The 12348-nt window shown below is 73.5% G+C and carries 12 protein-coding genes and 1 pseudogene; 8 read left to right on the forward strand and 5 right to left on the reverse strand.

What is annotated here, in order from left to right; all coding sequences use genetic code 11:
• The 3 genes and pseudogenes from AB0O53_RS38055 to AB0O53_RS38065 form a co-directional block, all read right to left on the reverse strand.
• Positions 1-97, reverse strand: a pseudogene (locus tag AB0O53_RS38055) (hypothetical protein); the annotation flags it as partial.
• Positions 98-100: 3 nt separating this feature from the next.
• Positions 101-823 (reverse strand): LppU/SCO3897 family protein, encoded by a 723-nt coding sequence (locus AB0O53_RS38060; protein ID WP_350990798.1) that lies wholly within the window; start codon positions 821-823, stop codon positions 101-103.
• A 65-nt stretch (positions 824-888) separates the two neighbouring features.
• Positions 889-1326, reverse strand: a complete 438-nt coding sequence (locus AB0O53_RS38065; protein WP_350990800.1) for an SRPBCC family protein — start codon at positions 1324-1326, stop codon at positions 889-891.
• A 156-nt stretch (positions 1327-1482) separates the two neighbouring features.
• On the opposite strand from AB0O53_RS38065, the gene AB0O53_RS38070 reads away from it, so the two are divergent.
• Positions 1483-1668 (forward strand): DUF5999 family protein, encoded by a 186-nt coding sequence (locus AB0O53_RS38070; protein ID WP_350990802.1) that lies wholly within the window; start codon positions 1483-1485, stop codon positions 1666-1668.
• A gap of 151 nt (positions 1669-1819) precedes the next feature.
• Here the strand turns inward: AB0O53_RS38070 and AB0O53_RS38075 are convergent, their stop codons facing one another.
• Together AB0O53_RS38075 and AB0O53_RS38080 are read right to left on the reverse strand one after the other, a co-directional pair.
• Positions 1820-3916 (reverse strand): ATP-binding protein, encoded by a 2097-nt coding sequence (locus AB0O53_RS38075; protein ID WP_350990804.1) that lies wholly within the window; start codon positions 3914-3916, stop codon positions 1820-1822.
• Positions 3917-3982: 66 nt separating this feature from the next.
• Positions 3983-4939 carry a fibronectin type III domain-containing protein gene (locus AB0O53_RS38080; RefSeq protein WP_350990806.1) on the reverse strand — a complete coding sequence of 319 codons (957 nt, stop codon included), beginning with the start codon at positions 4937-4939 and terminating at the stop codon, positions 3983-3985.
• Between the two features lie 180 nt (positions 4940-5119).
• Between AB0O53_RS38080 and AB0O53_RS38085 the strand changes: the two genes are divergently transcribed.
• From AB0O53_RS38085 to AB0O53_RS38115, 7 genes are all read left to right on the forward strand, one after another.
• Positions 5120-6718, forward strand: coding sequence for an ABC transporter substrate-binding protein (locus AB0O53_RS38085; RefSeq protein WP_365201787.1), 1599 nt, complete (start codon positions 5120-5122; stop codon positions 6716-6718).
• 46 nt (positions 6719-6764) lie between these two features.
• Positions 6765-7730 (forward strand): ABC transporter permease, encoded by a 966-nt coding sequence (locus tag AB0O53_RS38090; RefSeq protein ID WP_350990810.1) that lies wholly within the window; start codon positions 6765-6767, stop codon positions 7728-7730.
• The gene (locus tag AB0O53_RS38095; RefSeq protein ID WP_350990812.1) at positions 7723-8589 is read left to right on the forward strand and encodes an ABC transporter permease; all 867 of its coding nucleotides are present in this window, start codon (positions 7723-7725) and stop codon (positions 8587-8589) included. The genes AB0O53_RS38090 and AB0O53_RS38095 overlap by 8 nt, the downstream gene beginning before the upstream one ends.
• 125 nt (positions 8590-8714) lie before the next feature.
• Entirely contained in the window at positions 8715-9605 is an 891-nt protein-coding gene (locus AB0O53_RS38100) for an ABC transporter ATP-binding protein (protein WP_365201792.1), read from the forward strand.
• Positions 9598-10311 carry an ABC transporter ATP-binding protein gene (locus AB0O53_RS38105; RefSeq protein WP_350990816.1) on the forward strand — a complete coding sequence of 238 codons (714 nt, stop codon included), beginning with the start codon at positions 9598-9600 and terminating at the stop codon, positions 10309-10311. Before AB0O53_RS38100 ends, AB0O53_RS38105 begins: the two co-directional genes overlap by 8 nt.
• Before the next feature lie 44 nt (positions 10312-10355).
• Entirely contained in the window at positions 10356-10550 is a 195-nt protein-coding gene (locus AB0O53_RS38110; RefSeq protein ID WP_350991431.1) for a hypothetical protein, read from the forward strand.
• A 130-nt stretch (positions 10551-10680) separates the two neighbouring features.
• Positions 10681-12246, forward strand: coding sequence for a hypothetical protein (locus AB0O53_RS38115; protein ID WP_350990818.1), 1566 nt, complete (start codon positions 10681-10683; stop codon positions 12244-12246).
• Positions 12247-12348: the final 102 nt, after the last annotated feature.

The following is a 12348-nucleotide window of genomic DNA, read 5'->3' on the forward strand; positions in this document are numbered from 1 at the left end:
AGGAGGTGGGATCCACCTGGATCTCCAGCCAGCCGCTGCCGTCCCGTACGTCCTCCTCCGCCGCCTCGCGCACCAGCCGCTGGATGTCCTCCTGCTGCGCCTAGCGCAGCTCAGTCAGGCAGGCGCTGGTGAAGTCGTCCGGCCCGTACTTCGGGTCGGCGACGTGGTCGAGCGGGGCGCAGTGCGCACCGGGTGCGTCCAGCAGGGCCGTGACCTTGTACGTGGCGCGGGCCGAGTCGCAGGAGACGACCTCGAGGTCCTGCTCGACCCAGGTGCCCTCGTTGCGCACGCACTGCCCCACGGACAGCTTCGGCGGGCCGTCGACCACCAGGCCGATCACGAGGAGCGCCTGGACGGCCAGCACGACGAGCAGCACCGGCATGAGGAAGAGCAGCGCCGGGGGGCGGCGCCAGAGCGGCCTGCCCGGGTCGAGCGCCGGACGGAAGCCGCCGGACGGGGGAGCGAGCCTGCGGAAGGCGGCCCGCGGGCCGAGGTTCATCAGCAGGGTCACCGGGGTGATGAAGAGGGACAGCGGGCTCCACCAGCCCTGCCACAGGGTGTCCGACGACATGCCGCGGTAGGTGGCGAGCCCGCAGTCCCGGCAGAACGGGCCCCGGCGGCTCAGGAACCGTGCCAGCACGATCAGGCCCTGGTGGCCCCGCACGGTGGCGGGCGCGGCCGGCCAGGCCCCGCACACGGTGCAGCCGTGGCGCCCCGGCTGCGGGTGGGCGCCGTACGCGCCGTACGGCTGCTGCGGGCCCGTGAACACGGGGCCGCCGTACGGGCCGGGGCCCTGCTGCTGCGGCGGTGGCGGAGTGGCCACGGATCGTCTCCTCTTGCTGTGCCGTGATCACCGGCGCGGTGATCACGGCACAGTAGCCCGCGCGATCAGCGGGCCAGCAGGCGGGCGAGGGCGCGGCCGAAGAGGAGGCGCCCGGCGGCCGCCACCAACGGGTCCAAGGCTCGGGGGAGGCCGCGCAGGCGCAGTTCCTCGCGCCAGTGGACCTCCGAGCCGCCCGTGGGAAGGGGGCGGATCTCGATCTCCGCCCAGCCCGTCACCGCCCGGGCGCGCTTCTCCAGCCGGACGAGCCCCGGCGAGTCCGCGGCGGGCGGCCGCCAGACCACGACCTCCATCCGGTCGTCGAATGTGATCCTGCCCACACCCGTGCGGGCTGTGAAGATCGTTCCGGCGTGCGTCGGGGGCGGGGTCTCGATGATCGTCCGCGTGAGGGGGACCTGTGCTCCGTGGAGCTCCCAGTCCGTGAGCCTCGACCACGCCTCGGCGGCCGGCGCGGACGTACGGTGAACGATCCGGATAACGGGCATGAGCGCATGGTAATCGGGCATACACACCGTGAACTGGACGGCGAATATGGGTTCCGTCCGGGGGTGGCGATCAGTAATACTCGCCGCCACCGTGGATCGCGGATTCGACCGGGTGACCACCGGCCCTCCCGCCCCACTTCGCGAGGAGGTGCGCCAATGTGCTCCCACCAGCCCCCCTGCCCAGCCGCCGACAGCGCCGACCACGACGCCGCCCGCATTGTGGCCTCCCATCCCGAACAGGGATGGAGCCTGCTGTGCAACGGAGTCGTGATCTTCGACGACACCGGTGAACTGCTCCCCGACAGCCGCGCGGTCCAACCCCGCCGCCCGGCCCTGGTCTGAGCGAGGAGGCAGCATGCGCCAGCAGCTGATCCGAAAGCCCGTCCCCAAGCCCGCCCCCCGAGACCTGGACCTGCGCACACCGTCGGGCAGACCCCTCCCGTACTGACGGGAGCCCCGACGCGGTTACGCAGCGCGCCGTCCGCGGGCTGAGTCAGCCCGTGGGCGCCGCCGCCCCGCCCCGGAACGCCGCCTCGAAGGCCGCGTCTCCGATCGCCGCCCGCGCCTGCCGTTCGCCCTGGTCCCGTACGGCCGTCAGCGAGGGCGAGCCCATCTGCGGCCGGCCCACGGTCCGCCACCACGCGTGTCCTGTGCCCAGCAGGCGCGCCGCCAGCTCGCCGTCACCCAGCCCGGCCACGGCCGCGGCCAGCAGGTCCAGGCCCAGCGCGATGCCCAGCCGGTCGCCGAGGAGCCGCTTGCCGGAGAGCATGGCCCGCACGTGGCGTGCGGCCTCCCCGTGGTCGCCCGTGCCCAGCGCGTTCATCGCCAGGATGTAGTCCGCGTACGCCCGCATCCAGCGCTCGCCCAGTTCCGCGCAGGCCTCCCGCAGCGACCGCGCCTCCTCGGTCGCGTCCTCGAAGCGCCCCAGGGCGCCCAGGGCGTAGCTGGTGACCAGCTTGCACAGGAGCCAGCCCGCTCCGCCGGGGCGCCCGCCGTGGGCGGCCCGGGCCTGCGGACCGGCCAGCTCCAGGGCCCGTACCGGGTCGCCCGGCATCAGGACCGCCGCCGCGTGCAGGTAGGCCGCGCGCAGTTCCCGCTCCGGGTCGGCGAGGTGGGCGGCGCCCCGCGCGCACTCCTCGCCCAGGCGCCGCGCCTCGTCCATGTCGCCCTGGAGCACCATCGTCAGCCCGAGGGCCCACAGGGCCTGGTTGTGGGCGGGTTCCGTGCGCGGGGCGAGCAGCAGGGCCCGTTCGAGGAAGGCCCGGCCCTCGTGCACGTGCCCGCAGGCGAACCAGTAGAACCACAGGGCCCCGGCCATCTCCATCGCCGCCGTCGGGTCGGCGGCGAGCAGGTGTTCCAGTGCGGTGCGCAGCTGGGCGTGCTCGGCGGTGATCCTGCGGTACCAGTCCACCTGGCCCGGGCCCATCCAGCCCCGGTCGGCGGCGTGCGAGAGTGCCGCGTACCAGTGCGCGTGCCGGTCGGTGACCAGTTGCGTCTCGCCGAGTTCGCCCAGCCAGTCGTGCCCGTACTCGCGGATCGTGTCCAGCAGGCGGTAGCGGCACCCGGCGCCGCGCTCCTCGGTGCGCAGGACCACGGACTTGGCGGCGAGGCCGGCCAGTACGCGTTCCACCCGGGCGGCGGGCAGCGGGCCGCCCGCGCACACGGCGCGCGCCGCGGCGATGTCGAAGTCGCCGGTGAACACCGAGAGCCGGGCCCACAGGAGCCGTTCCAGCGGCTCGCACAGCTCGTGGCTCCAGCCGATCGTGGTCCGCATCGTCCGGTGCCGGAGCGGACGCGGGACGCGGACGTCCGAGAGCATCTCGAAGCGCTCGCCGATCCGCTCGGCCATCTGCTCGACCGTCCACAACCGCATCCGGGCGCCCGCGAGTTCCAGGGCGAGGGGGATCCCGTCCAGGCGCCGGCACACCTCGGCGGCGACCGCGGTCCGCTCCGGATCGGCGAAGACGGCCGCGGCGCGCGGGCTCGCGGCGAGGGAGCGGGCGCGGAAGAGGGCCAGGGCGTCGCTGTCGGGGCCTTCGCAGGGCAGCGGGCGGACCTCGACGACCTCCTCGATCGCGCTGCGCAGCGGCTCCCGGGAGGTGACCAGAATGGTCAGCCCGGGCGCGGACTGCAGGAGTTCGCCCGCCAGGTGCCGGCAGTCCGGGACCAGGTGCTCGCAGGTGTCCAGGACGAGCAGGAGCTCCTTGTCGGCCATCCACGCGCACAACTCCTCGTCGAGCGGGCGCGGGGAGTGGTCGGCGAGGCCGACGGCGTGGGCGACGGTCGCCGTGAGCAGGGCGGGATCGCGCAGCGGCGACAGCTCGACCCACCAGGCGCCGTCGCGGCGGGTCCGGGCGGCGTCGGCGACGGCGCGCAGGGCGAGCCGGGACTTTCCGACGCCTCCCACCCCGGTCAGGGTGATCAGCCTCCGCTCGCGCAACAGCTTCCCGAGGAGGTCAAGTTCGTGCTGCCTGCCGATGAAGCTCGCGGGCTCGGGCGGCAGGCTTCCCGGTGGGGTCCCGGCGCCCGGATCGGAGACGCCGTTCGCGGAATCTGGCTGATTGTCATTGACCGAGTACTCACCGAACACGGGAGTATTGTGCGTGATCTTCTTATCCCACCGTGCCGTTAAGGCCGGATCCGGTCCCTGCCGGGTTCACCCGACGAGCGTGATCCGCCGCTCCGCCGAGAAGGCCCCCCAGTTCCCGTCGGGGAGTCTGGCCCGCAGTTTCACGGCCCATTCGGTGCCGGTGGGTTCGGCCACCGTGAGCCGGTGCTCCACCCGGCCGTCGGGCACCGCGCCCGTACCGAACTGGATGACGGTCGTGGGCCGCCCGTTGACGTACAGCTCGTACTCGGCGGTGGGGCGGCCGGTGTCGGGGGCGGTCCAGGTGAGGGTGACGGCGCCCGGTGAGGCGGTCGCGGTGAGGTCGGCGGGGGCGGTGCCCGGACCGTCGCCGGAGGCGGGCGGCGTGCTCACGTCCACGGCCGGGCCGTCGGGGGAGGAGTTGTCGGCGCCGTCGCGGGCCCGGACGGTGAAGGTGTAGACGGTGTCGGGCTGCAGGCCGGTCAGCGTGGTCGAGCTGTCGCCGGGGCCGGCCGTGTGGATGCGTACGCCGCCCTGGTGGACGTCGTACGCCGTGACGCCCGTGTCGTCCGTCGAGGGGGTCCACGACACCCGGGCGGACCGGGGTCCGGTGGCGGTGGCGGTGGTGGTCGCGGGGGCGGTGGGCGCCGTACGGTCCTCCGCCTTGGCGGCCGGGGTGGTGACGGGCACGGCCGGAGCGGCTTCGGAGAGGTTCCCGGCGGCGTCCCGGGCCCGCACCGTGAAGGAGTACCCGGTCTGCGGGGTGAGGCCGGTGATGTCCACCATGGTCTTCTCGGCCGGGAGTTCGCGCACCGGCCTGTCGCCCTCGAAGACCTGATAGTGCGTCACCCCGTCCCGGTCCGCGGCCGCGTTCCACATGACGTGCACGGAAGTGGCACTGCCGGCCTGGGCGGTGAGTCCGGTGGGGGCGGACGGCGGCTCGGTGTCGGGTGCGGTGCACGCGGTGGGGCCCGCGAGGGCGGTGAGGGTCAGGAAGAGGGCGAGCGTGGGGGCGCTGCGTCGCACGGGGTGCCTTCCTCGGCTGCCGTAAAGGTCTAGACATATATGGCACGCGGGGCGGGAGGGCGACAAGACCTGTGCGTCACTGACCGGTGATGTGACCCGATTCGTCGACTTCTGATCACGTCTGGCATTATTGCCAGCTCTTTGCAATAACGGATGAACATGAACAGGGATGTGCAGAGCATGACGGCCCGGACAGTACGGGGAGCGGCCAGGACGACACTGGCCGCCGCACTCATCACGGGCGTGGCGGCCTGCTCCGCCCCCGGTGCCGGAGCCGGCGGCGCGTCCGGCACCGACTCGGTCGTGGTCGGCATCGCCACCGAGCCGGAGAGCCTCAGCCCGCTCCTGGGCTACGGCAAGGACGGCAACTCCAAGATCTTCGACGGTCTGCTCACGCACGACGCGGACATGAAGCTGAAGCCCGCGCTGGCCGAGTCCCTCCCGGAGGTCTCCGCGGACGGCCGCACCTACTCCTTCACGCTGCGCCGGGGCGTCACCTTCAGCGACGGCGCGCCCTTCTCCGCCAAGGACGTCGTCTTCACCTACAAGACGATCCTCGCCCCGGGGACGAACAACGCCTCCAAGACCGAGCTGGACGCGATCGAGGGCGTCGAGGCGAAGGGCGAGGACACCGTCGTCTTCACCCTGAAGTACCCCTACGCGCCCTTCGCCGAGCGGACCGTGCTGCCCATCGCCCCCGAGCACATCGCGGGCAAGCAGGACGTCAACAGCGGCGACTTCACCACGCGGCCCGTCGGCACCGGCCCCTACGTGCTCACCGGCTGGTCCAAGGGCGAGAAGCTCAGCTTCAAGGCCAACCCCGCCCACTGGGGCGGCGAGCCCGCCGTCAAGAAGTTCACCATGGCCGTGATCAAGGACGACGACGTCCGCGCCACCCGGCTGCGCTCCGGCGAGCTGGACGGCGCCATCCTGCCGCCGAACCTCGCCGCGGGCTTCGCGAAGGACACCGCGCGCCGCACCTACGCCGCCAAGACCTTCGACTACCGCAACGTGACCCTCCCGACGCACCACGCGGTCACCGGCGACCCCGCCGTCCGCCGGGCGCTGGACATCGCCGTGGACCGGACGGCGATGGTCGACAAGCTGCTGGAGGGCGCGGGCAAGCCCGCCTTCGGCCCGGTGCCCACCGACAGCCCTTGGTTCACGGCCGGCACCGAACGCCGCCACGACCTCGACCGGGCCCGCACGATCCTCGACGAGGCCGGCTGGAAGCCGGGCGAGGACGGGATCCTCGTCAAGGACGGGGTCCGCGCCTCCTTCCCGCTCTGGTACACCTCCGGCGACAAGATCCGCCAGGACCACGCCCTCGCCTTCGCCTCCGACGCCAAGAAGGCCGGCATCGAGGTCAGGACCGAGGCCGGCACCTGGGAGGTCATCGAACCCCGGATGAAGACCGAGGCCGTCCTCGCGGGCGGCGGCTCTCCGGCCGACCCGGACTTCGACCAGTACCTGCTGCTGACCTCCTCGCTCGGCGGCGACGGCTTCAACAACATGGCCCGGTACGACGATCCGGCCGTGGACGCGGCCCTCGCCGAGGGGCGCCGCAGCGCCGACCCGGCCGTGCGCAAGGCCGCGTACGACACCGTGCAGCGCAGGCTCGCCGAGAACCCGGGCTACGTCTTCCTCACCCACATCGACCACCTCTACGTCGTCAACGACAAGTGGGAGGGGCTCGGCACCCAGGTGGAGCCGCACGACCACGGTCTCGGCGCCGGCCCCTGGTGGAACGTCGAGACCTGGAAGCCCCGGCAGAAGTGAGCCGCGCGCAGTGACCCCCCGCCCCGTCCGCCTCCCCTGGAGGCCGATGGCGCGCATGGCGGGACGGCGGACCCTGTCCGCCGTCCCGGTCCTGCTCGCCGTCACCTTCGGCGTCTTCGCGATCGCCGCCCTGTCCCCGTTCGACCCCGTCAAGGCCTACGCCGGTACCGCCGGACTCACCGCCTCGCAGGCCGAACTCGACCAGCTGCGGATCAACCTCGGCGTCGACCGGCCCCTGGCCGCCCGCTGGTGGGACTGGCTGACCTCGGCGCTCACCGGCGACCTCGGCACCTCGTCCGTCATGCGCCAGCCCGTCGCCGACGTCATCACGGAGCGGGTGGGCTGGTCGGCACTGCTCGCCGCCTGCGCCTTCACGGTGGCCGTCCTCGCGGGCACCGCCCTCGGGGTGCTGGCCGCCCGCCGGACGGGCGGCCCGCTGGACCGCGCCGTCTCCGCACTCGCCTACACCCTGGAGGCCGCCCCGGCCTTCTGGCTGGCGCTGCTCGCCATCTGGTTCTTCTCGGTGCGGCTCGGCGCGCTGCCCTCCGGCGGCCTCACCGACGCCGGCAGCGACACGGTCACCTTCGCGCAGGTCGCCTCCCACCTCGTGCTCCCCGCACTGGTGCTGGGCGTCTCCCAACTGCCGTGGTTCTTCCTGTACGTCCGCCAGGGCGTGGCCGACGCGCTCGCGGAGGACCCGGTACGCGGCGCGCGCGCCCGGGGTCTGGCCGAGCGCCGGGTCCTGCTCGGCCACGCCCTGCGCTCCGGCATGCTGCCGATGCTCACCCTGATCGGCTCGCGGGTGCCCGAACTCATCACCGGCGCCCTGCTGGTGGAGACCGTCTTCAGCTGGCCGGGCATCGCCGCGGCCACCGTGCAGGCGGCCACCTCGGTCGACTTCCCGCTGCTGGCGGCACTGACGGTACTGGCCACCGCGGCCGTACTCGCCGGCAACCTGCTCTCCGACCTGCTGTACGGGCTGGCCGACCCGAGGGTGGGCTTCGATGGCTGAGACCCTCTGGCGCCCGCAGGGCCGCGCCCGGCGCTCCACCCGCACGCTGCGGGTGCGCGCCTCCGCCGCCGTGATGGCGGTGATCGTGCTGGCCGTCCTGGTCGTGCCCCCGGTCGTGCAGCTGGACCAGCAGGCCGTCGACCTCGCGGCGAAGCTGCAACCCCCCTCGTGGGAACACCCCTTCGGCACCGACGACGTCGGACGCGACCTGCTGCTGCGGTGCGTCTACGGACTGCGGGTCTCCCTGCTCGTCGGCCTGGTGGCCGCACTGGTCGCCACCGTGATCGGCACGGCCGTGGGCGCCGCCGCGGGCGCGCTCGGGGGCTGGACCGACCGGGTGGCCATGCGGGTGGTGGACACCCTCTCCTCCATCCCGCACCTGCTCCTGGGGATCTTCATCGTGGCGGTGTTCCGGCCGGGGGTCTGGCCCGTCGTGGCCTCGGTCGCCGTCACCCACTGGCTCTCGACGGCCCGGATCGTCCGCGCCGAGGTCCTGTCCCTGCGCGGCCGGCCCTACGTGGACGCGGCCGTCTCCGGCGGCGCCTCGCGGTGGCGGGTCGCCGTACGGCACCTCGTGCCCGGCATCCTCCCGCAGGCCGGACTCGCCGCCGTGCTCATGATCCCGCACGCGATGTGGCACGAGTCCGCGCTGTCCTTCCTGGGCCTGGGACTCCCCGCCCACCAGGCGAGCCTGGGCAACCTCGTGCAGAGCGCGCGCGGCTCGCTGCTCGCCGGGCACTGGTGGCCCACCCTCTTCCCCGGCCTCCTGCTGATCGTCCCGACCCTGGCCATCGCCGGCCTCGCCGGCGCCTGGCGCGAACGCCAGAACCCGCGCCGCCGCTCGGAGCTGACCCTGTGACCCCCTCGCGCCCCGTCCCCGTCCCCGCGCCCACCGCCGGAGCCGACGGCCCCCGCCCCGGTGGAGCCGAGCCCGGTGGGGTCGAGCCCGTCCTGCGCGTCGACGGCCTCTCCGTCCGCTTCCGCATGCCCGCGGGCCGGTACGTCGAGGCCGTCACCGACGCCACCTTCACCCTGGCCCCCGGCGAGTCCCTCGCCCTCGTCGGGGAGAGCGGCTGCGGCAAGTCCGTCCTGGCCTCCGCCCTCCTCGGCCTGCTCCCGGGCAACGCCGAGACCGCCGGATCGGCGCGCCTCGCCGACGGACTCGACCTGCTCGCCGCCGACGAGCGCACCCTCGCCCGGACCGTGCGCGGCCGGCGGGTCGGCCTGGTGCCACAGAGCCCCGCCGCCCACCTCACCCCGGTGCGCACCATCCGCTCCCAGCTGGAGGAGACGGTCCGGGAACTGACCGGAACCCGGCCGCCCGCCCTGCGCGCGGCGGCGGAAGCGGCCGCCGGCCGCGCCGCCTTCCCCGCCTCCCACCTCGACCGCCACCCCCACGAGCTCTCCGGCGGTCTCGCCCAGCGCGCGGCCACCGCCCTCGCCCTCGTGGGCGACGCCCCCCTGCTCCTCGCCGACGAACCGACCACCGGACTCGACCGCGACCTCGTCCTGCGCACCGCCGACGAACTGCGCGCCCACACCCGCGCCGACGGCCGGGCGCTGCTGCTGATCACCCACGACCTGGCCGCGGCCGAGCGGATCGCCGACACCGTCGCCGTCATGTACGCCGGGCGGATCGTCGAGACCACCCCGGCCGGAACCTTCTTCGGCGGCCCGGGGCCCCGCCACCCCTATGCTCGGGGCCTCCTCGACGCCCTTCCCGAACGCGCCTTCACCCCCGTACCCGGCGCGCCCCCCGAGCTCGGCGCACTCCCGCCCGGCTGCGCCTTCGCACCCCGCTGCGCGGCCGCCGACCCGCTCTGCCGGACCCGCCGGCCCGCGCTCATGGAAGGGGTGGCCTGCCACCATGCTTGAGCTGGAGGACATCACCGCCGGCTACGACCGCCGCGCCCCCGCGGTCCGCGGCGCGCACCTGAGGCTGCACCCGGGAGAGTCCCTCGGCCTGCTCGGTCCGAGCGGCTGCGGCAAGTCCACCCTGGCCCGGGTCGCCGCCCTGCTGCACCGGCCCGACCGGGGAACCGTCACCCTCGACGGCCACGCCGTGACCGGCTTCGGCCACCGCGCCCCGCGCTCCCTGCGCACCGCGGTCGGCGTCGTCTTCCAGCAGCCGCGCCTGGCCGCCGACCCCCGCCTGCGGCTGCGCGACCTCGTCGCGGAACCCCTCCGCGCGACCGGCCGGCGTACGGAAGCGGCGGCGCGGGTGGCCGAGTTGGCGCAGCAGGTGGGACTCGGCGAGGACCTGCTCGCCCGCCGGCCCCACGAGGTCAGCGACGGTCAGCTGCAACGCGCCTGCCTGGCGCGGGCCCTGGTGCTCCGCCCGCGCTGGCTGGTCTGCGACGAGATGACGGCGATGCTGGACGCCTCCACCACGGCCGCCCTGGTCGCGGTCGTGGAGGACTACCGCGCCGAGACGGGCGCCGGACTGCTCGCGGTGGGCCACGACCCGGTGCTGCTGGAACGCTGGTGCGGGCACACGGTCCACTGGAACGAGATCGTCAAGGACCGACCGGCCGTCACGGACGGTCAACACCCGTACGGCGGACACGTCCTTCGCCCGTAAGCACCCCACCCTGCGCCACCATGACGGTGACTCAGGAGGTCTCGATGGTGCTTTCCCTCTCCGTGGTCGTCCTGCTCCTCATCCTCGCGTGGATCTTCCTGCGCAGCGGCGGGCTGAAGTTCTCCCACGCCCTCGTCTGCGTGCTCCTCGGCTTCTACCTCGCGAGCAGCAGCATGGCCACGACCATCCACAACGGCCTGACGGCCACCGCGAACGTGGTCTCCAGCCTCAACCCTTGATCGACTGTTGCGCCTTCGTGAATCATCCGGCGCATGCATGGACTCCTCCGGCCCTGCGATCTAGCGTCTGGCGGCGGCGCGATGTCAGACGCAATGTCAACAGACCTGTTGCGACACGGAGGAAGTCCGGATGTTCCGAAGAGCGCTGAACTGCGCCGTAGTACCCGTCGTGGCCGCCTTCACGGTGCTCCACGGCGGTGCCCCGGCCCAGGCCGAGGAGATACCCAAGGCGCCGGGCCACCGGCTGATCACCCCCTACGAGGGCGGCCCCGCGACCGCCGCTCCGCTGCCCGGCGAGGCCCCGCCGCAGCACCCGTACCTCGCGCCCAACGGCCGCAGCGGCATGCACTCGGACGCGGCCGGCAGCGCCACCTCCCCCTGGTCGGGGCCGCTCGGCAAGAACCCCCAGGTGACCAGCGAGAAGATCGCGGCCCTCGGCGGCGAGTGCGCCACCGCCACCTTCGACTCGGGCGGCCGCCTCGTCACGGTGTGCGGCACCTTCTCGGGCTTCAAGGTCAAGCTCCTCCAGCCACGTACGCTCGCCACGCTCGCGGAGTACCAGCTCCCGCAGCGCTCCTCCACCGTCGAGGCGATCACCTCGCTGGACTTCGCGAAGATCTTCAAGGACACCTCGGGCGGCGCCTACTTCTACCTGGACGACCAGGACCGCGCCGTCCTCGCCGACTCCCGCCAGCACGTGCTGCGCCTCTCGCACTCCCAGAACCCCGACGGGAGCTGGAAGTTCACCGTCGACGACGACTGGGACCTCACCGGCCACGTCCCGCACGACTGCGTGACCTGGACCAACCTGTGGCCCAGCGGCACCTGCGACCCCGTCACCTCCGTGATGCCCGACTGGGAGGGCCGCATCTGGTGGGTGACCCGCCAGGGCCGGGTCGGCACCGTGGATCCGGCGACCGACCGGATCCGCTCCGTGCAGCTGGAGGGCGAGGAGATCCAGAACTCCTTCTCGGTCGCCGAGGACGGCGTCTCCATCGTCTCCGACCACGCCCTCTACAGCTTCCGGGCCGCCGCCGACGGCACCCCCGAGGTGCAGTGGCGCCAGACCTACGACCGCGGAACCGGTACCAAGCCCGGTTCCGTCAACCAGGGTTCGGGCACCACACCGGACCTCTTCGGCGACGGCTACGTCGCCATCACCGACAACGCAGACGACCGGATGAACGTCCTCGTCTACCGGCGCGGCACGGACGTCGCCGCGGACCGGCGGCTGGTCTGCAAGGTGCCCGTCTTCGGCTCCGGCGCCTCGACCACCGACAACTCCCTGATCACCTGGGGCAACAGCATCGTCGTCGAGAACAACTACGGCTACGAGAACCCCACCAGCCTGCTGCTGGGCAAGTCCGTCGTGGGCGGGGTCGCCCGCATCGACGTCCGCGCCGACGGCAGCGGCTGCGACACGGTATGGGAGAGCGCGGTGCGCGCCCCCTCCGTGGTCCCGAAGCTCTCCACCGCGAACGGGCTGATCTACTTCTACGAGAAGGAGCCCAACGCCTGGGGGATCGACGGCTGGTACCTGACGGCCGTGGACTTCCGCACCGGCGAGCGGCGCTGGCGGCAGCTGACCGGCACCGGCCCGCTCTACGACAACAACTGGGCGCCCATCACGCTCGGCCCCGACGGCACCGCCTACGTCGGAGTCTTCAACGGAATCGTCGCGGTCCGCGACCGCTGACCCGCGGCGGCCCGCCGGCCTCCCGGAAGCTCCGGAGGCCGGCGGCGCTCGTTCTGGATCCCTTCGGGCTTGGGGCCCTGCCTGCCCACTCGGCGACCCGCT

This window comes from Streptomyces erythrochromogenes (assembly GCF_040684695.1).
GTDB classification, from domain to species: Bacteria; Actinomycetota; Actinomycetes; order Streptomycetales; family Streptomycetaceae; genus Streptomyces; species Streptomyces erythrochromogenes_C.